This is a genomic window from Microbispora sp. NPDC088329 (genome assembly GCF_040685655.1).
Classification (GTDB): Bacteria; Actinomycetota; Actinomycetes; order Streptosporangiales; family Streptosporangiaceae; genus Microbispora.
Genome location: NZ_JBFBIP010000007.1, coordinates 1 through 19,012, shown reverse-complemented (window position 1 = coordinate 19,012; position 19,012 = coordinate 1). Strand labels below are relative to the sequence as shown.

The 19,012-nt window shown below is 71.9% G+C and carries 12 protein-coding genes; 8 read left to right on the top strand and 4 right to left on the bottom strand.

Annotated features, from left to right (window positions below; translation table 11 throughout):
• Positions 1–2 precede the first annotated feature (2 nt).
• On the bottom strand, positions 3–1,397 hold the full coding sequence (locus AB0O28_RS15650; protein WP_363640502.1) for a lectin: 1,395 nt from the start codon (positions 1,395–1,397) through the stop codon (positions 3–5).
• Between the two features lie 319 nt (positions 1,398–1,716).
• Between AB0O28_RS15650 and AB0O28_RS15645 the strand changes: the two genes are divergently transcribed.
• The 3 genes from AB0O28_RS15645 (at position 1,717) to AB0O28_RS15635 (ending at position 6,598) form a co-directional block, all read left to right on the top strand.
• Positions 1,717–4,380, top strand: a complete 2,664-nt coding sequence (locus tag AB0O28_RS15645; RefSeq protein WP_363640500.1) for an exo 1,3/1,4-beta-D-glucan glucohydrolase — start codon at positions 1,717–1,719, stop codon at positions 4,378–4,380.
• Between the two features lie 62 nt (positions 4,381–4,442).
• On the top strand, positions 4,443–5,915 hold the full coding sequence (locus AB0O28_RS15640; RefSeq protein WP_363640498.1) for an acyltransferase: 1,473 nt from the start codon (positions 4,443–4,445) through the stop codon (positions 5,913–5,915).
• Positions 5,807–6,598 carry an SAM-dependent methyltransferase gene (locus AB0O28_RS15635; protein ID WP_363640965.1) on the top strand — a complete coding sequence of 264 codons (792 nt, stop codon included), beginning with the start codon at positions 5,807–5,809 and terminating at the stop codon, positions 6,596–6,598. The genes AB0O28_RS15640 and AB0O28_RS15635 overlap by 109 nt, the downstream gene beginning before the upstream one ends.
• On the opposite strand, the gene AB0O28_RS15630 is transcribed toward AB0O28_RS15635, so the two are convergent.
• Positions 6,565–7,749 (bottom strand): MFS transporter, encoded by a 1,185-nt coding sequence (locus AB0O28_RS15630; protein ID WP_363640496.1) that lies wholly within the window; start codon positions 7,747–7,749, stop codon positions 6,565–6,567. The two genes, AB0O28_RS15635 and AB0O28_RS15630, sit on opposite strands and share 34 nt — an antisense overlap.
• A 144-nt stretch (positions 7,750–7,893) precedes the next feature.
• Here AB0O28_RS15630 and AB0O28_RS15625 point away from each other — a divergent pair, with 144 nt between their 5' ends.
• Positions 7,894–9,591 (top strand): DEAD/DEAH box helicase, encoded by a 1,698-nt coding sequence (locus AB0O28_RS15625; RefSeq protein WP_363640963.1) that lies wholly within the window; start codon positions 7,894–7,896, stop codon positions 9,589–9,591.
• Between the two features lie 96 nt (positions 9,592–9,687).
• Here AB0O28_RS15625 and AB0O28_RS15620 read toward each other — a convergent pair whose 3' ends face one another.
• Positions 9,688–11,337, bottom strand: coding sequence for a beta-xylosidase (locus AB0O28_RS15620; RefSeq protein ID WP_363640494.1), 1,650 nt, complete (start codon positions 11,335–11,337; stop codon positions 9,688–9,690).
• Between the two features lie 207 nt (positions 11,338–11,544).
• Between AB0O28_RS15620 and AB0O28_RS15615 the strand changes: the two genes are divergently transcribed.
• The gene (locus tag AB0O28_RS15615) at positions 11,545–12,588 is read left to right on the top strand and encodes a substrate-binding domain-containing protein (protein ID WP_363640492.1); all 1,044 of its coding nucleotides are present in this window, start codon (positions 11,545–11,547) and stop codon (positions 12,586–12,588) included.
• Here AB0O28_RS15615 and AB0O28_RS15610 read toward each other — a convergent pair.
• A complete protein-coding gene (locus tag AB0O28_RS15610) occupies positions 12,548–14,443 on the bottom strand; it encodes a cytochrome c oxidase assembly protein (protein ID WP_363640490.1) in 1,896 nt (631 codons plus the stop codon). The two genes, AB0O28_RS15615 and AB0O28_RS15610, sit on opposite strands and share 41 nt — an antisense overlap.
• A gap of 307 nt (positions 14,444–14,750) precedes the next feature.
• Here AB0O28_RS15610 and AB0O28_RS15605 point away from each other — a divergent pair, with 307 nt between their 5' ends.
• From AB0O28_RS15605 to AB0O28_RS15595, 3 genes are all read left to right on the top strand, one after another.
• Positions 14,751–16,502, top strand: coding sequence for a lectin (locus tag AB0O28_RS15605; protein ID WP_363640488.1), 1,752 nt, complete (start codon positions 14,751–14,753; stop codon positions 16,500–16,502).
• Positions 16,503–16,763: 261 nt separating this feature from the next.
• Positions 16,764–17,354, top strand: coding sequence for an MFS transporter (locus AB0O28_RS15600; RefSeq protein WP_363640486.1), 591 nt, complete (start codon positions 16,764–16,766; stop codon positions 17,352–17,354).
• A 104-nt stretch (positions 17,355–17,458) separates the two neighbouring features.
• A complete protein-coding gene (locus tag AB0O28_RS15595; RefSeq protein WP_363640484.1) occupies positions 17,459–18,187 on the top strand; it encodes a YcnI family protein in 729 nt (242 codons plus the stop codon).
• The last annotated feature ends 825 nt before the right edge of the window (positions 18,188–19,012 follow it).

Below are 19,012 nucleotides of genomic sequence, written 5' to 3'. Positions count from 1 at the left end.
CCTCAGACGCGAGTCCACCTCTGGTTCGCGCCGCCGTTGCAGGTCCAGACCTGCACCTTGGCGCCGTTGGCCGTCTGGTTGCCGTTCACATCCAGGCACAGGCTCGACTGGACGCCGGCCACGGTGCCGCCGGAGGTGAGCGTCCACTTCTGGTTGGCGCCGCCGTTGCAGTCCCACACGCCCACCGTGGATCCCGCCGAGGTCTTCTGGTCGAACACGTCGAGGCACTTGGTCCCGCCGAACGTGCGCAGTTCGCCGGAGGAGGTGAGGGACCACTTCTGGCCCGCGCCGCCGTTGCAGTCGTAGATCTGGACGATCGAGCCGTTGGTCGCGGCGCCGCCGGCTACGTCGAGGCAGCGCCCCGACTGGCCGCCGACCAGCGTGAAGTTCTGCGGAGCCGGCGTGGCCGCCCAGGTGCCGGTGGCCGTGTCGATGGTCCAGGAGTCGTAGAACGCGCTCATCGAGGCGGTGGAGCCGCCGATCGTGAGCGGTAGCCAGACGGGAGTGGAGCTGTTGAGGTCACCCGGGTTCCACCGATCGCCGACGTAGACGTACGTGGTGCCCGACGAACCCGAGACGGGCACGACGGAGGAGGTCTGGGAGTCGAACGTGCGGCTGCCGTTGGGCGCGAACGTGGTGAAGCCGCTCCACGGCCCGGACAGGGAGGTCGCGGTGGCGTAGACGTTGTCGTTGGTGGACCAGCCCGTCAGGTGCGAGGCGAAAAGGAAGTACCGCCCGTTCACCTTCACCATCGCCGGGGACTCCAGGTCGGCGAGCACCGCCGTCGTGCTCACCGCCTGGGTGTAGTCGGCGGACAGCCGGTCGATGCGCAGACCGTGGCTGCGGTCCTCGGTCAGCAGGTACGCCGTGCCGTCGTCGTCCTTGAACAGGCCCAGATCCCGGCTCTCGAACCCGAGCGGACGTGAGGAGCCGCGGTAGGTGTACGGCCCGCACGGCGTCGGGCTCGTGGCCACCCCCGCGCGCGCGTCGCCGTAGGAGGAGTTGTCGATGTGCACCCACATCACGTACTGGCCGGTCGCGGAGTTGTAGATCACCTTCGGCCGTTCCACGATGCGCCCGGCCGCGAGGTCGCCGCCGCTCTGCCGGCTCAGTGCGTCTCCCACCCGGGTCCAGGTCGCCAGATCGGTCGAGGAGTAACAGGCGACCGCCGTGAACGTGGCGCCGGCGGACTTGTCCTCGCCGACCATGTAGTAGGTGGAACCGACCTTGAACACGCCGGCGCCGTGCGCCTGCAGCCGGTTGCCCGCGGTGTCGTACCACAGGACGCCGGGCCGAAGCGTCGCGGCGGCGGCGAACCCGGGGGCGGGCGTGAACAGCCCGGCCATCGTCAGGACGGCCGTGCCGAGCGCCGTGAACCACGTGAGTATTCGTCTCATGGGCGCCTCATCGGGGGGAAGGGCGGGCGGGGGACGGAACGCCGGCGTCCGGCTTCGGGCGCTCCCGGACCATAGTCACGGTCCGGCGCACGGGGCAACGCGCGCTCGTCCCGCCCGCCGGTCCGTCCGCGGTGACCTCGGCCCCGGCCGTCCGCCGCGGCCGGACGACCCGAAACTTTCACGGGGGCGGCGATCGCAGTGGTTACCGCCGAACGGCTGGAGAGCGCTCTCTTGACCGATGGCCTTTACCGGGTGACGATCTGCGCAACACGCCCGTACTACCCGACCTGGTCCACGGGACCCTCGAGAACGGACGTTCATGCGCAGACTCATCACCCGATCGCCCCGGCGCGTGCTCGCCGCCCTGGCCGGCCTCGCCCTGCTGCCGGGCGCCGTGGCGGCGGCGACCCCCGGCGGTCCGTCCGGGAAGTCGCCGGGCAAGCCCCCGGCCCGCCCGGTGGTCGGCAGACCGGACATGGACCACGGCTGCGCGCGCATCGACAAGCGCCTGCCCGTGCTGCCCGACTGGCCGGCCGTCAGGAGCGAGATCACGCGGAACCCGGCCGACGAGAAGCGCATCGCGAAGATCGTCGCGGGGATGACCCTGGCCGAGAAGGTCGGCCAGATGACCCAGCCGGAGATCTCCGCGATCACTGCCGAGGAGGTCGGCCGGTACGGCGTCGGCTCGGTTCTCAACGGCGGCGGGTCGTGGCCGGGCCGTGACAAGCACGCCTCCCCGCAGGACTGGCTGGCCCTCGCCGACGCGTACTGGCAGGCGTCGGTGAGCACGCGGACCAAGATCCCGATTATCTGGGGCATCGACGCCGTGCACGGCAACAACAACGTCTTCGGCGCGACGCTCTTCCCGCAGAACATCGGCCTCGGCGCCGCGCACGACCCCTGCCTGCTGCGCGACATCGGCGCCGCCACCGCCGCCCAGGTCCGGGCGACCGGCCAGGACTGGGCCTTCGCGCCCACGCTCGCCGTCGTCAGGGACGACCGCTGGGGCCGCACGTACGAGGGCTACTCCGAGGACCCCCGCATCACCCGGGCGTACGGCTACGAGGTCGTGCGCGGCCTGCAGAACGGGAACTCGCGCGGGCTGGGCGACCGGGGCGTGATCGCCACGGCGAAGCACTTCATCGGCGACGGGGGCACGCTCAAGGGACAGGACCAGGGCGTGAACGCCTCGTCAGAGGCCGAAATGATCAACATTCACGGCCAGGGCTACTACGGCGCGCTCGCCGCCGGGGCGCAGACCGTCATGGCGTCCTTCAACAGCTGGACCAACGAGGACCTCGGCATCACCGAGGGCAAGGTGCACGGCAGCGGGAAACTGCTCACCGAGGTGCTCAAGCGGAAGATGGGCTTCGACGGCGTCGTCGTCTCCGACTGGAACGGCATCGGCCAGGTCGCCGGCTGCACGAACTCGAACTGCGCCCGGGCGATCAACGCCGGCATCGACGTGGTGATGGTCCCGAACGACTGGAAGGCGTTCATCTCCACCACGATCGCCCAGGTCGAGGCGGGGGAGATCCCGATGTCCCGGATCGACGACGCCGTGACGCGCATCCTGCGGGTGAAGCTGCGCGCGGGCCTGTTCGGGGCGCCCAAGCCGTCCGCGCGTCCCGGCGCGGGCTCGCAGAGGGCCCTTCAGGCGCGGGCGCTGGCCAGGAAGGCCGTACGGGAGTCACAGGTCCTGCTGAAGAACGACCGGAAGGTCCTGCCGCTGTCTCCCCGGTCCACGGTGCTGGTGGTCGGCAAGAGCGCCGACAGCATGCAGAACCAGACCGGCGGCTGGACCCTCAGCTGGCAGGGCACCGGCAACACCAACGCCGACTTCCCGAACGGCACGACGATCCTGGGCGGGCTGCGGGAGATCCTCGGCGCGGGCAACGTGACCTTCAGCGAGACCGCCGACGACGTGGACCCGAGCCGGTACGACGCCGTGATCGCCGTGATCGGCGAGACGCCGTACGCCGAGGGCGTGGGCGACCTCGGGCGGCGCTCGCTGGAGGCCGCCACGCTGTACCCCGGCGACCTCGCGGTGCTCGACAAGGTGGCGGGCAGGGGCGCGCCCGTCGTGACCGTCTACGTCACCGGCCGCCCGCTGCACGTGAACAAGGAGCTCAACCGGTCCGACGCGTTCGTGGTCGCCTGGCTTCCCGGCACCGAGGGCGGCGGCGTGGCCGACCTGCTGGTCAGGAGCCGCGACAGCGGCCCCGGCTACACGGGCACGCTGTCGTACTCGTGGCCGAAGAGCGCCTGCCAGACTCCGCTGAATCCGGGGGAGGAGGGCTACGACCCGCTGTTCCCCCTCGGGTACGGCCTGCGCTACGGGCAGACCGGGTCGGTCGGCACGCTCGACGAGACCTCGCCGGGGTCCGGCTGCTCCGGCACGGGCGGCGGCGGCACCGCCACCGAGGACCTGGAGATCTACAACCGCCAGGACGTCGCGCCGTACAAGAGCTTCATCGGCTCGGCCGAGAACTGGGGCAGCACGGAGATCGGCGTGGACGGCGCGGCGGCGCACTCGGAGATCGCCGTCGTCCCGTCGGACGTCGACGTGCAGGGCGACGGGCTGAAGGCGACCTGGAACGGCGCCGGGGCGGCGCAGATCTACCTGCAGGACCCGGCGGGCGGCGGCGACCTGCGCGGCTACCTGAACGCCGGCGGCGCGCTGGTCTTCGACACGATCGTCCATCAGCCCCCGGCGGCCCGCACGGTGATCAGCGCGCACTGCGTCTACCCGTGCTCCGCCGAGGTCGTGGCGACGTCGCTGTTCCGGAAGCTGCCCGCAAACACCAGGACGACCGTGAAGATCCCGCTGTCCTGCTTCACGCCGAACCTGGACTTCGAGAACGTCAACACGCCGTTCCTCGTGTACACGGACGGCGCGTTCTCCGCCTCGTTCGCGAACGTCCGGTGGGTGCCTGGCGCGGCCACGGACGCCGACGCCCTGAGCTGCGCCGACCTGACGTAGGTATACGGGAGCGTTCGCCGGGCGCTCACGATTCTCCCAGGATGACCTCCTAGCCTGACCGGATGTTCGTCGATGCCGTGGAAACGGGCCGGACCGCGGTCAGGGAGGAGGTCTCGGCCCGGCGGCCGCAGTCCCCGCCGCGACAGGGATGGCTGGACGCGCTGCGCGGCATGGCGGCGCTCGTCGTGGTGTTCGAGCATTCCCTGGACGCGTTGTTTCCCGAGGTGCGCGCGAGCGCGAGTCCGTGGTTCAACTTCGGCCAGTACGGCGTGCTCGTGTTCTTCCTCGTCAGCGGATACGTGGTGCCGGTCTCGCTGGAACGGCGCGGCAGCGTCGGCGGGTTCTGGATCAACCGGGTCTTCCGCCTGTATCCCCTGTGGCTCGTCGCGGCGCTGATCGGGACGGTGTTCGGCGCCGCGGGCGTGTACGCGACGTTGCCGGGCCAGTTGACGGACAGTCCCGTCACCTCGGTCATGGCGCATCTGACGATGCTGCAGGACCTTCTGCAGGTGGCCGGCGTCGTCAACGTGTTCTGGACGCTGTCGTACGAGATGGTCTTCTATCTGCTCGTGACGGCGATGTTCGTGGCCCGGGCGCATCGCGCGAGCGCCACCGCCACGCTCGTCCTCGCCGTGGCGGCCGTCACCGTGGGAGGCGTGCTTCCATCGGGCGCGCTGTCGCGTGGCGCCGGCGCCACCCAGGTCGTGGTGATCACGGTGGTCGTGCTGCTCGCGGCGGCCGCGTCGCTGGCGTGTGGCGGGTGGCCGCGCGTGTGCGGCACCACGGCGGCGGCCGTGCTGGCGCTCGTGCTGCTCGGCGTCAACAGCCGGATCGGGGCGTGGCAGAGCCTCGCCATCCTCGCGACGATGTTCGCCGGCACCGTGCTCCACCGGCTCGACCAGGGGCAGCTCCGCTGGAAGAGGAGCGGGTGGGCGCTCGCGTGCGTGCCGGTCGCGTCCATCGGCGCCGCGTGGGCCTTCGGTCCCGGCTGGGGCATGCCCGGCGATCAGGCGCTGGCGTTCACCCGGGGCTGGTCGACCGCCGTCGCCGCGGCATGGGCCACCTTCCTGGCCGCCCGGCTGCTGCGGCGCCGGCCCATGCCCCGTGCCCTCGTACGGCTCGGCCTGATCAGCTACTCCGTCTACCTGCTGCACCCCCTCGCCGTGCAGGTGCTCCGGCGGCTGACGATGGATCCGGGCCGTTTCCCCCTGACCGAGCGCCTGGCCATGGCCGTCCTGCTGCTGGCGGTGGTCCTCGCCTGCTCCGCGCTGACCTACCGGTTCGTCGAGCGCCCCGCTCAGTCCCTGGGCCGTCGCGCTCTTCGGGAAATGTCGCATTCCTCGGTGAACGCCGTCTTTCGGGTGCTGCCAGCTAAGATCGTCTACGTCGGCGACGGCCAGGGGGAGGCGTCATGGATTCGGCGGCCATGGAGAGCGGGTTCGACCCGAACGTGCCCAACGCGGCTCGGATGTACGACTACTTCCTCGGGGGCAAGGACAACTTCCCGGCCGACCGGGCGGCGGCCGAGCAGGTGATACGGCACGTTCCGGAGGTCACCCTGAGGATCAGGGAGAACCGGGAGTTCCTCGTCCGCGCCGTCCGGTTCCTCGCCGGTCAGGGCGTCCGGCAGTTCCTCGACATCGGCGCGGGCCTGCCCACCCAGCCCAACGTCCACCAGGTGGCGGCCGAGCACGTGCCCGACGCGAAGACGGTCTACGTCGACAACGACCCGCAGGTGCTCGCGCACGCCCGCGCGCTGCTCGCCGACAGCCCGCAGGTGCGGGTCGTGGAGGGCGACCTGCGGCGCCCGAAGGAGATCCTGTCCCATCCCGAGGTGCGGGATCACCTGGATCTCGGGCAGCCGGTCGCCGTGCTGCTGGTCGCTATCGTCCACTTCCTGCCCGACTCCGACGAGCCCCGCCGCCTGATCAGGGAGATCCGCGAGGAACTCGCGCCCGGCAGCTACCTGGTCATGTCGCACGTCGCGGTGGACGACCGCCAGGAGCAGGCGTCGCGCGTCGAGCGGATTTACCGGGGCGCGTCCGCGCAGTTCGTGGCCCGGCGTTCCGACGAGGTCACGCCGTTCTTCGAGGGGCTCGATCTGGTCGAGCCCGGCCTGGTCAACCTGCATGAGTGGCGCCCCGAGCACGACGCGTTCGACCCGCGCCTGCTGAGATTCAAAACCTACTTCCTGTGCGGGGTCGGCCGGATCCCCTGACGCGCCCGCCCGCCCGACGGCGCGAGCCTGCCCGCGCCCAGCAGGACCGCCAGCAGCAGCACGGTGACCAGCGCGAACGAGGCGGGCAGCCCGGTCAGCGCGGCGATCCCGCCGATCGCGCTCGGTGCGACGAAGCCCGACGCGTAGCTGACCGTGGCCGCGCCCGCCACGCCCTCGCTCGGTGAGGGCGTCGCGTTGCCCGCCGCCGCGAACACCAGCGGGACTACCACCGCGATCCCCACGCCGATCAGCATGAACCCGGCGGTCGCCGGCACCGGAGTCCGGGAGACCACAACGAGCAGCCCGCCCAGCGAGGCCAGCGCCGCGCCGGCGCGCACGGTCGCGACCGGCCCCAGCCGCCGCACCACCGCGTCGCCGCAGAACCGGCCCGCGGCCATCATGCAGGCGAAGGCCGTGTACGCCGCGGCGCCGACCGCCTGGGACGCACCCGTGACCTGCCGGAGGTAGACCGCGCACCAGTCCTGGGCGGCGGACTCGCCGAACACCGAGCAGAAGCCCACCAGCCCGATGAGCAGCACCTCGCGCGGCGGGAGCACGAAGTGGGGCGGGGCCGGCTCGTCGTCGCCCGCCCGCACGTCGAGCAGCAGCGGACCCACGGCCAGGGACGCGAGGAACAGCACGACCGCCGCCCCGCCCAGGTGAAGCCGGGCGTCGAGGCCCGCGCTCGCGGCCAGCGTGCCCACCGCGCCGCCCGCGAGCGTTCCCACGCTCCACATCCCGTGCAGCCCGGACATGATCGAACGGCCGAGCCGCTGCTCGATCACCACCCCCTGGGCGTTCATCGCGACGTCGCTCATGCCGGCCACCCCGCCGTACAGCAGGAGCGCCGCGCAGAGCAGGGGCAGGTTCGGCGCCAGCGGGGGCAGGACGAGGATCAGGCACCACAGGCCGATCGAGACGCGGGTGACGGCCCGCCCGCCGAAGCGGTGTGTGAGGCGCCCCGCGGTCGGCATCGCGAGGATGGCGCCGGCCGCGGGCGCGAGCAGGGCGAGCCCGAGCAGGCCGGGGCCGGCTCCGACGTGGTCCTGGATCCAGGGGATGCGGGAGGCGAAGCCGCCGGTCACCGCCCCGTGCAGGGCGAAGGTGACCGACACCGCGATTCTGGCCCGTCTCAGCTCCCGAAGATCCACGATCAAACGGTATAGGCCCCGGGATTTCCGGGCCGCGTGCCGGGGGCGGCGTTCGGGGTAAGGGCGGAAAGACCGTAGGGTCGTCCCGTGCACATTAGCCCCGCCGGTGAGCAAAACCAGGAGCAGAACCATCAGGAGCAGGACATGGTCGTGAACGAGATCGACGAAGGACCCGGATTCGCCGACCTGGCGCTGGGCCCCGAGCTCCTCAAGGCCCTGTCCGGTCTCGGCTACGAGGAGCCGACCCCGATCCAGCGTGAGGCCATCCCGCCCCTGCTGGAGGGTCGCGACCTCCTCGGCCAGGCCGCGACCGGAACGGGCAAGACGGCCGCGTTCGCCCTCCCGATGCTGCAGCGCCTGCACGCGGAGGGCGACGGCGGGGAGCCCGCGGGGCTGGTGCTCGTGCCCACCCGGGAGCTGGCGGTGCAGGTGTCGGAGGCCATGCACCGATACGGCCGCGACCTCGGCACGCGGGTGCTGCCCATCTACGGCGGCCAGCCGATCGGGCGGCAGCTGCGGGCGCTGGAGCGCGGCGTGGATGTCGTCGTCGCCACGCCGGGACGGGCGCTCGACCACATCGGCAGGGGCACCCTGCCGCTCAAGGGCCTGCGGATGGTCGTCCTCGACGAGGCCGACGAGATGCTCGACATGGGCTTCGCCGACGACATCGAGGCGATCCTCCAGGACACCCCGCAGGAACGGCAGACCGTGCTGTTCTCCGCGACCATGCCGCCGCGCATCGACGGGATCGCCCGCCGCCACCTGCGCGAGCCGGTGCGGATCAGAATCGAGCGGGAGCGGCCCGCCGCCGGAGAGGCCCCGCTGATCCGGCAGAGCGCCTACATCGTGAGCCGCGCGTACAAGCCGGCCGCGCTGGGCCGGGTGCTCGACGTGGAGGCCCCCACCGCGGCGATCGTGTTCTGCCGTACCCGTGAGGAGGTCGACAGCCTCACCGAGACCATGAACGGCCGCGGCTACCGCGCCGAGGCCCTGCACGGCGGCATGGGCCAGGAGCAGCGCGACCGGGTCATGAGCCGGCTGCGCAGCGGCACCGCCGACCTGCTCGTCGCGACCGACGTGGCCGCGCGCGGCCTCGACATCGAGCAGCTCACCCACGTCATCAACTACGACGTGCCGTCCGCGCCCGAGTCGTACGTGCACCGCATCGGCCGGGTGGGCCGGGCCGGGCGCGAGGGTGTCGCGATCACGCTCGCCGAGCCGCGCGAGCACCGCATGCTCAAGACCATCGAACGCGTGACCCGCAGCAAGATCGCGGTGGAGAAGGTGCCGACGGTGGCCGACCTGCGCGCCCGGCGGCTGGAGCTGACCCGGGCCGCCCTGCAGGAGAGCCTGATGGAGGACGGCGACCTCGACCGCTTCCGCGTGGTGGTCGAGACGCTCGCCGACGAGTTCGACCTGGTCGACATCGCGCTCGCCGCGGTCAAGCTCGCCCACGAGTCCACCGGCGCCGCCGCCGACGAGGAGGAGATCCCCGAGGTCGCGTCGCGCCCCCAGCGGCCCGAGCGCGGGCCGCGCGACGACAGGTTCGGCCGCGACGAGCGGCGCGGGCGGCGCGCGGGCGGCGCGATGAGCCGGGTGTTCGTCGGCGCGGGCCGCAGCGCGGGCGTGCGCCCCCAGGACATCGTCGGCGCGATCACCGGGGAGACGCGGGTCAGCGGGCGCGAGATCGGCGCGATCGAGATCGCCGACCGGTTCACCCTGGTCGAGATCCCGGACGGCGCGGTGGACGAGGTGGTCTCCGCACTGCGCCGCACCACGATCAAGGGCAGGAAGCCGATGGTGCGCAGGGACCGCGACGACGCCCCGCGCGGCCGTCGCTGATCTTCCCGGAGACGATCGGCACTGAAGGGTGCCGCCGGGTCGGGGCGACGGCCGTTCTCACCCGGCGGCCGTCTTCCGGGGCCCGGCGGCCCGCGGTCATGCCGACTGCCGCACGGACATCACCGCCCACGGCGCGAGTTCGACGTCGAGGTCGAGCACCCCGGTGCCGGGCACGGTCAGCGCGAACCTGAGAAGCGAGTCGGCGACCTCGCTCAGGTGCTCGCTTTCGGCCCGGGACGGGTTGAGGGGGGATCCGAGCGCGTACCAGGCCTCGGCGGCGTTCCCGTGCTCCCAGTCCAGGATCTCGACGAGGAACGTGGCGCCCGGCTCGAGCCCGCCGATCGAGTGGCGGATCCGCCGGCTCGGCCCCGTCTCGGCCAGCGCGCGTGTCGCCGCGTACGAGCTCTGCGACCGGACACCCTTCAGCGCCATGTCGTCGGGGTAGTTGAAGAAGACCGCCGACACGGCCGACGTCCGGCTGTCACGGGTCACGACCCCCTCGGGCGTCGAGAGGAGCAGCCGGTCGCCGAGCCGTTCCAGCATCCTGAACGCGTGGAACGTGGGCTTGTGGACGCCGTTCTCGTTCACGATGCCGAACCCGCCGTGAAACGGTCCGATCCCGGCGCCCCCCTCCTCGAACACGTCCGTGAAGGTCCAGTAGGAGATCGAGTCGGCGAGGGTGGCGCACTGCAGATACGCCCGCGTGATGAAGGTCGCCGCGAACAGCGTGTCGTGGATGAAGTCGCGCGATGACGGCGACGTCGACCACTCCGTGATGTGGATCTCCGCATCGGGATACGCGCTGTTGTTCACGATCGTGCGGAGCAGGGTCAGATCGTCGAACGTCGCGTCGGCGTACCGGGTGATCTGCACCGCCTCGCCGTCGGCGGCGAACGCGAAGTCGGTGGGGTAGGTGTGGGTCGAGATGAAGTCGATCGGCAGGTCGCGCTCCGCGCACCAGGCCGTGAAGTCCTCGATCCACACCGGACGCCAGTCGAGCGCGTCCACGTCTGCCGCGGCGGCCGTCTCGTGCGTCGCGGAGCGGTCCTCGACCTCGCCCTTGTAGCGGTCGTCGGGCACGAAGACGCTCGTCGCGGGCCCGCCCACCTTCAACTCGGGATCGACCCCCTTGATCGCGATCACGGTCTGCTCGTAGAGCTCGAAGTACTCGGTCTTCGTCCCGGTCCAGAAGTGGGGAACCAGGTTCGGCTCGTTCCACACCTCGAATCGCCACTGCCGCACCTCGTCGAGGCCGTACCGGTCGATCCAGTGCTCGACCGTCCTCGTGACCAGCTCGACCCAGCGCGCCATGTCCTTGGGCGGGCTGCAGTGCGCGCCCCACCAGAACACCGTCTCCGTCGCCGTCGCCAGTTCGCGCGGCATGAAACCCAGTTCGACGAAGGGCCGGGCCCCGCAGCCGAGGATGAAGTCGAACACCTTGTCCACATAGCTGAACGTGTACACGGGCGAGGCAAGAGGCGCGTCCGGGCCGAAACCGCCGCCGTAGCTCTCCCGGTACACGAACATGTCGTCGTGGAAGAGGCCGTGGAAGCGGACGTACTCGAATCCGCATGCGGCGACGGCCTCGGCGAACTGCTGCCGCCAGTCCGCGCGCAGTGCCTCGTTGGCCCGGCCGGCGCCGACGCACCTGCTCCAGATGTGCGGGAGCGGACTCTCGTCGCAAAGCTTCCCGTCGATGCGCACCGCTGAATTGGGCACCGGGGAATCCACACTGTCGATCGTCATGGTCTCAGCCTTGCCTTCTGGGAGAGCCGTGTGGCCTCTCATTCAGAGAATTTCGAAACTATTTCGCAACTTGTTCGGTGCTGCGAGGACAGTAGGTCGTGCCGCTGTCCCCCGTCAACGGTGGAACAGGAAGGGAATCGCTGGAGCCGCCGACGGCAGGGGGCTCCGTGGTAAATTCGAAAAAATTTCGAGGCCAAAGGAGCCCTGATGCCACGGCGCGGTCCTTCCGAGCGAGTCACCTTGGCGGACGTCGCCCGGCTGGCCGGCGTCTCGCCGACGACCGCATCGAAGGTCCTCAACGGGCGCAGCGACGTGGGGGCGAACACGCGCGAGCGTGTCCTCGGTGTCATGGCCGAGATCGGCTACAAGCCGACGGCCGCGCGTCACGAGCGCGCACGGGACCGGGCCCTCGTCACCGTGCTCGACATCGTGGAGTCCCGTTACGCCGGCACGGTGCTTCAAGGGATACTCGTGGCCGCGACCTCCGCCCAGGCAGAGCTTCTCCTGCGCCTGCCGCCCGACGAGCCGATCAGCACGAGCCATACGGCGGCCCGTGCCTGGATGGAGGAGCAGAAGGCGTCCGGCGTCGCCGGAGTCATCGCGCTCGCCGTCGCCGTGCCCGACTCGGTGCTCCTCGCCGCGGAGGATCTAGAGGTCCCCGTTGTGACGATCGACCCGATCGACACGAACGAATCACGCGTCGTCAGCATCGGCTCCACCAACTGGGCGGGCGGACGCTCGGCGACCGAGCACCTCATCAGGCTCGGCCACAGCAGGATCGCCTGGATCGGCGGCCCGCTCGGATCCGCGCCTTCGGTGGAGCGCTTCCACGGATACCAGGCCGCGCTCGACTCGGCCGGCATCACGCCGGACCGCACACTGATCCGCCACGAGGCGTTCTCCGTCGAGGCGGGCCTCCGGCACGGCAACGACCTGCTCACGCTCGACGAGCGGCCGACCGCGGTCGTCGCGGGCAACGACGAGATCGCCGTCGGTGTCCTCGCCGCGGCCAAGGAGCTTCGCATCAGCGTGCCGGGCGAGCTGTCGGTCACCGGGTTCGACGACACCCCGCAGACCCAGTGGACCGTGCCCCGGCTCACGTCCGTCCGGCAGCCTCTCGTCGGCATGGGCCGGATGGCCGTCGAGACCGTCCTCGGCATGGCGGACGGCGTCCAGCCCGTCTCCCGGCACCTTCAGCTGGCGACGACTCTCAGCGTCCGCGACTCGACGGGGCCCGTCCCGTCGTCCTGATCGACCCGGGTCCGGACACGGTCCTGCGCCGCGCCGCCCACCAGCGGACGAGCAGCAGCACGAGCACAGCCGCGAGGACGGCGACGGCCAGGCCGGTGCCCAGCAGCGCCCCCAGCCGCTGGTCGGCCGCCCGGGCGGGTGCCCACGTCAGCCCGAGCGCCGCGTACCACTCCGGCGCCTGCGGCGGCCCCACCAGCACCACCAGGCCCGTCCACGCGAGCACGGCGATCGCCGCGGCGAGCATCCAGGCGCGCACCTGCGGCCGGATCGCACGCGGGAGCGGATCCACGCCGGTGGTCACCGCGAGGAAGAGGACGGCGGTGACCGTCACGACCGTCTGCGCGGCCAGTCGCAGGGCGAGGCTCGGCTGGGCGTACCCGAACAGGCCCGTCAGGTACAGCGCCGGGTACGGCAGGGCGTACAGGACGACCGCCGTCACCGGATGGGACAGCGCGCGCCCGGCGGGGCCGCCGGCGGGGTCGGCATCCGGCCGTGCCCGGCGCCACAGCGTCAGCGGCGCGCCGTACACGAGCAGGACGGGACCCACGGCGCCGAGCAGCGCGTACTGCGCCGCGTGCGCCGAGAACAGCGCGGGCGCGTACGCCGCGACTCCTCCCGAGGTGGCGTAGCCGAGCACGACCAGACCGGCCACCCAGGACGCGGTCCGCCAGGCCGGCCACCTCCCGCCGTCTGCCGGAGTTCGGGACAGCCGCCGTACGCCGGACAGGTACGCGGCCAGGGCGGCGGCCAGCAGGAGCAGCGCGATCGGGTCGAGCCGCACCTCGGTGACGAGCGTGCCGGGGGTGAGGGGAGGCAGGGTGTATCCCAGGGCGTCGTGCTGGTGCGCGGCCGTCTCCGTGGGCGGCGGGGGCGTGCGTCCCAGCGCCGCGGCCAGGCCCAGCGTGCCGGCCATCACCGCGATCTCGACGCAGGCGAGGCGGAGGAACGGCGCGCGGGCTCCGCCGGACTCCAACGCCGCGATGGTCCCGCTCCGGTGCCGCCACCCGAACCAGCCGAGCACGGCCAGCGCGGCGATCTTGGCCAGCACGAGCAGGCCGTACCTCGACTGCCACAGCAGAGGCGGCGAGCCGAGCCTGACCCAGGCGTTGAGCAGGCCGGACGCCCCGACTGCTACGTAGCAGCCCAGCGCGAGCGTGCTGAAGCGGCGCACGGCGACGGTGAGCCCGGGCGCGGCGCGCAGGTGCGCCACGAGGGCGTACAGGCCGCCGGTCCACATCGCGACGGCCGCGACGTGCGCCATCAGGCTGAGAACCGCGAGGTTGTGGTCGGCCGCCGAGGCCGAGTGGCCCACGTACACCGGGGGCAGCACCGCGAAGAGCGCCACGGAGAGCAGCACGATCCGGAGCGGCGCGGACCAGCTGCGGGCGCCGCGGGCAAGGAACGACCCGGCGGCGATCGCCAGGGCGGCGAGCGTCACTGTCAGGAACGCCTGTCCCTGCGGGATGTAGAGAAGGAAGGCGGTCAGCGCGCCGGAGCGCAGGGCGTCTCCCGGGGGCAGCCCGAGGAAGTCCGACAGCGTCAGCACCTCGGTGACCGCCGCGCTCGCCGCCCAGCCGAGCGCCCAGGCCCCGGCCGCCCGTACGACGGCGCGGCCGCTCGCCGGGGCCAGCACGACGGCCGCGAGCAGGACCCCGACCGTGGCGACGGCACAGATGTCGTGGACGAGGCGCGCGACCGGCAGGCCCCAGGTGGTCAGCGCGCCGGGGGAGGGGAGCCCCTGGATCGCCGGTTGCGGTCTGCCACCGCCGAACCACAGGGCGAGCACCAGTACGGCGATCGCCGTCGCGGCGACGGCGGGAACGACCGCGCCAGGGCGGCGCTGGGGAGTTGTCATGGTCGGCGTCCTCGCCTTTGCACCGTTGATCGTTGTGAGTATGACCGAAGGGCTGTCTTCGGGGAAACCCCCGCGGGGTGTCCGGCCGCCACCTCGGCGTCCGGCCGAAACGTTCAGCGGTCCTGCGAGCCGTGCGATGGAGGGACGCGCGATGCGAATCGATTCGCTCACGGTCTTGACGCACGTCGTGAAGATTTTTCACACTGAGTGCGCGATCGGCTTCCTCCTGCCGGGGCGGTGACGATCGGCAGGGGCCGGCGGCGACGCCGGGCACTCGCCGGGGATCCCTCACCAGAAGGAGAAACGAATGCGATTACACGGGCCTGCCCCGCGGTGGTTCTCGGGGCACACGGGGGACGGCCGTTCCCCCCGCGTCCGGCTGCTGCTGCGGCTGGTCGTCGCCGTGCACCTCGCGATCGCGACGACGGTGCCGGCATGGTGGGCGCTCGCGGACGGCGCGGTGGCCGCCACGACGAGAACGGCCGGGGCCGCCGCGGCCGTGGCGGCGGTGACGACTCCGCCGATGGGCTGGGCGTCGTGGAACACCTTCGCGGCCCAGATCGACTACAACGTGATCAAAGCCCAGGCGGACGCGATGGTGTCCTCCGGGATGAAGGACGCCGGCTACGAGTACGTCAACATCGACGAGGGCTGGTGGCAGGGGACACGCGACGCGTCCGGCAACATCACGGTCGACACGGCTGAATGGCCGGGCGGGATGAAGGCCATCGCCGACTACATCCACAGCAAGGGGCTGAAGGCGGGCATCTACACGGACGCCGGCCGTAACGGCTGCGGCTACTACTATCCCACCGGCCGGCCGGCCGCCCCGAACACCGGCAGCGAGGGCCACTACGACCAGGACTTCCTGCAGTTCTCCCGCTGGGGCTTCGACTTCGTGAAGGTCGACTGGTGCGGCGGCCAGGCCGAGGGGCTCAACGCACGCACCGCCTACCAGGCGATCAGCGCCGCGATCGACCGCGCCACCGCGGAGACCGGGCGGCCGATGGTCCTGTCGGTCTGCAACTGGGGAGCCCAGAACCCCTGGGACTGGGCACCGGGCATCTCCACCATGTGGCGCACCAGCGGCGACATCATCTACTGGGGGCAGAGTGCGTCGATGGACCGGGTGCTGGCCAACTTCGACTCCGCCCAGCACCCGAACGCGCAGAGCCCCGGCCACTACAACGACCCCGACATGCTCATCGTCGGCATGAACGGCTTTTCGGCGGCGCAGAACCGCACGCACATGGGCCTGTGGGCGATCTCGGGGGCGCCGCTGCTGGCCGGCAACAACCTCGCCACGATGAGCGCGGAGACCCGGGCCATCCTCACCAATCGGGAGGTGCTCGCGGTCGACCAGGACCCGCTCGGGCGGCAGGGGGTGAAGGTGGCCGAGGACCAGAGCGGCCGTCAGGTGTACAGCAAGGTGTTGTCGGGGACGGGCCGGCGGGCGGTGCTCCTGCTCAACCGGACCACCTCCTCCGCGTCCATCACCGCCCGCTGGTCCGACCTCGGTCTCACCGGGCCGGCGACCGTACGGAACCTGTGGACGGGGAGCGACGCCGGGACGTTCGACGGCGGCTACACCACGACCGTGCCCGCCCGCGAAGCGGTCCTCCTCACCGTCACCGGAAACGGCACCGCTCCCAGCCCGTCGCCCACTCCCACCGCGACGGGTGCGATCAAGGGGGTGGGGTCGGGCCGGTGCCTCGACGTCAACGGCGCCTCGCAGGCCAACGGCGCGCAGGTGCAGATCTGGGACTGCAACGGCCAGGTGAACCAGCGGTGGACGCCGACCGGTTCGGGTGAGCTGCGGGTCTACGGCACCAAGTGCCTGGACGTGTACAACCGGGGCACCGCGGATGGCACCAACGTGGTGATCTGGGACTGCAACGGGCAGAGCAACCAGCAGTGGCGGCTCAACGCCGACGGCACCATCACCGCGGTGGGCTCGAACAAGTGCCTGGACGCCTACAACGCGGGCACCGCCAACGGCACCAAGATCGTCATTTGGACGTGCAACGGGCAGGCCAACCAGCGCTGGACCCGCCTCTGACCTCTCCTCGCATGCCTTCGCCGGGCGGCGCGGTCCGTCCCGGCGAAGGCGGTGCGGCGACAGTGGCAGGCTGCGGTGCGGTGCGGCGGTGCGGTGACAGTGGCAGGCTGCGGTGCGGTGCGGCGGTGCGGCGACAGTGGCAGGCTGTGGCGCGGAGTGGCCCCTTCCCGTGGCCGATGCGGCGAGGGCGGTTGCCCTGGTGGGCGGCAAGCTCGGCGACGGACAGCCTAGATCGCGGGGGTGTGAGACAATCCCGGCGTCATGCGCGCCACGTTCTCCTTCCGGCTCGCGCGGTCGGCCGCCTTCTCGGCTGTCTGCGTGCTCCTCGCCGTCGGTGCGCACCGGTTCGCCGGGGGAGGCGGGCCGACGCCCGCGGCGCTCCTCACGGGAGTGCTCACGGTGACCGCGGCCGCTGCCGCGGCGGCGGGCCGGGAACGCTCGCCCCAGGCGATCGTCGGCCTGCTGGTCGGTGCCCAGGTGTTCCTGCACTGCCTCCTCGACGTCGCGGGGTCCGCCGCGGCGTCGCACCCCACCTGGCACGGCGGCCTGGCCGCGCAGACCGGCATGCTCACCGCCCACCTCACCGCGGCGCTGCTCACCGGAGTGTGGCTGTCGCGCGGCGAGGAGGCCCTGTGGTCCGCGCTGCGCGCGATCGGCGCCGGGGCGGTCCGCTGCCTGCGGGCCGTGGCCGCTCTGGTGGGGGCGTTGGCGGCACTGCCGGGAGCGGATCTCGCGGCCACCCGGCGCTCTATCCGGCGTACGGCGCCCGGTGTGGCGCGCGCTCCTCGCACCGTGGGCGTACTGCGGCACGTGGTCGTCCGCCGCGGACCACCGGTTCTCCGCGTCTTCTGATCTACACGCGCGGGCGGCGCGTATCTCCCAGGGATCCGGCTCTTCTCCCCCCTGGGGGCACGCTCGCGCGCCTTCGTAATCTCGCAGACGACTGGAGAACCCCCATGACCTCGTATGTTCGGCGCGCGGCCACCGTCGCCGCCGGTGCCCTCGCCCTCACTCTCGGCCTCTCCGTGCCCGCCCTCGCCCACGTCACCGTCAACCCCGGCACCGCCGAGCAGGGCGGCTGGACCAAGATCGCCTTCCGCGTCCCCAACGAGCGGGACAACGCCTCGACCACCAAGGTGGAGGTCGAGTTTCCCACCGACCACCCGCTGCCGTTCGTCTCGGTTCGCCCGGTCCCCGGCTGGGACGTCAAGATCACCCGCGGCAAGCTGCCCAAGCCTGTCGTGTCGGACGCCGGTGACACGATCACCGAGTCGGTGCTGAAGATCACCTGGTCCGGTGGGAAGGTCGAGTCCGGTCAGTTCCAGGAGTTCGAGGTGTCGGCCGGCCCGCTGCCGAAGAACGTGGACGCGATCGCGTTCCCGACGGCGCAGACCTACTCCAACGGTGAGGTGGTCAAGTGGGCGGACGCGCCGAAGGCCGACGGGTCCGAGGCGGAGCACCCCGCGCCGACGCTGAAGCTCGTCGCGGCCGAGGAGGAGGACGACAACCAGAGCACCGCCGCCCCCACCGCGCCGGGCGCCGCCCCCACGGTGGCGGCCGCGGCTCGTGACGACGACGAGGGCGGGAACAACACCCCGGCCCTCGTGCTCGGCGGCCTCGGCCTCGTCGCCGGCCTGGTCGGGGCCGGGGCGGGCCTAGCCGCCCTGCGCCGTTCGCGCGGCTGAGCCGCCCCGCCACCGTCGGGAGCCCCGTGCCGGGTCGCACGGCCCGGAACGGGGCTCCCTCTCCTTCAAGCGCGCCTTGTGTTTTCGGTGCGCATGCCGCCCATCGCAGGTAACCCGTCCCGGGGCCGGTGCCGCGTCCGTCTCGTGTGCATGTAGCGCTCTGTCTGTGAGCAGCTGTGCTGTATCCGTTCCCGCCGCGTGCGCACCCATGGCGCAGGGGTCCGCTGGAGCCCCGGCACCCTTGCCGGGCGGGGTGTGGCTAGCTGGCCGGCTGTCTGGGTCTGGCGCTTGATGCCTGGTGCCTGGTGCTTGGTGCCTGGCGCTTGGTGCTTGGTGCTTGGTGTTGTCGGGGGTGGTTGCCGGTCCGGGTTTTCGACGTCCTGGGGCTCGGTTGGGGGTGGCGTGGCGGGGCTGGGGGCGGGTTGTGGCTCCATGTTGTCGCTGGTGGGGGCTTGGTTCGATGGTGTGTTCGAGGTAGGGTTGGGGTAGCCGTTACAGGTGAGCCTTGCTGGCGGGCCGTCGAGGGCCATACGCCGTGTGTTGAGCCGAGTCTGCGTGAAGGACGTCCCGATCCGGGCGGTCGGGAACCCATCAGCCGCCGTGTCTCCGCTCTCCGGAGGGTCACCCGCCGTGTCCGCACCCACGTCCACGTCCGTGTCGGCGTCCGCGCCCGCGCCTGTGCCCGTTCCTGCGCCTGTGCCTGTGCCTGTGCCTGCGCCGGTGTCGCCGTCGTCGTCGCCGTGTGGACGGCAGCGGCCTGCGTCGTCGTGCCGGCCGCGGCAGGCGCCGGTGGCGATTCCCGAGGGGCTGGCGGCGATGGCGCCG

What these genes read in the sequence shown, in the direction of transcription:
- AB0O28_RS15650 (WP_363640502.1), bottom strand. Translation starts at nt 1,397, where the DNA reads ATGAGACGAATACTCACGTGGTTCACGGCGCTCGGCACGGCCGTCCTG.
- AB0O28_RS15645 (WP_363640500.1), top strand. Translation starts at nt 1,717, where the DNA reads ATGCGCAGACTCATCACCCGATCGCCCCGGCGCGTGCTCGCCGCCCTG.
- AB0O28_RS15640 (WP_363640498.1), top strand. Translation starts at nt 4,443, where the DNA reads ATGTTCGTCGATGCCGTGGAAACGGGCCGGACCGCGGTCAGGGAGGAG.
- AB0O28_RS15635 (WP_363640965.1), top strand. Translation starts at nt 5,807, where the DNA reads ATGGAGAGCGGGTTCGACCCGAACGTGCCCAACGCGGCTCGGATGTAC.
- AB0O28_RS15625 (WP_363640963.1), top strand. Translation starts at nt 7,894, where the DNA reads ATGGTCGTGAACGAGATCGACGAAGGACCCGGATTCGCCGACCTGGCG.
- AB0O28_RS15620 (WP_363640494.1), bottom strand. Translation starts at nt 11,337, where the DNA reads ATGACGATCGACAGTGTGGATTCCCCGGTGCCCAATTCAGCGGTGCGC.
- AB0O28_RS15615 (WP_363640492.1), top strand. Translation starts at nt 11,545, where the DNA reads ATGCCACGGCGCGGTCCTTCCGAGCGAGTCACCTTGGCGGACGTCGCC.
- AB0O28_RS15610 (WP_363640490.1), bottom strand. Translation starts at nt 14,443, where the DNA reads ATGACAACTCCCCAGCGCCGCCCTGGCGCGGTCGTTCCCGCCGTCGCC.
- AB0O28_RS15605 (WP_363640488.1), top strand. Translation starts at nt 14,751, where the DNA reads ATGCGATTACACGGGCCTGCCCCGCGGTGGTTCTCGGGGCACACGGGG.
- AB0O28_RS15600 (WP_363640486.1), top strand. Translation starts at nt 16,764, where the DNA reads ATGCGCGCCACGTTCTCCTTCCGGCTCGCGCGGTCGGCCGCCTTCTCG.
- AB0O28_RS15595 (WP_363640484.1), top strand. Translation starts at nt 17,459, where the DNA reads ATGACCTCGTATGTTCGGCGCGCGGCCACCGTCGCCGCCGGTGCCCTC.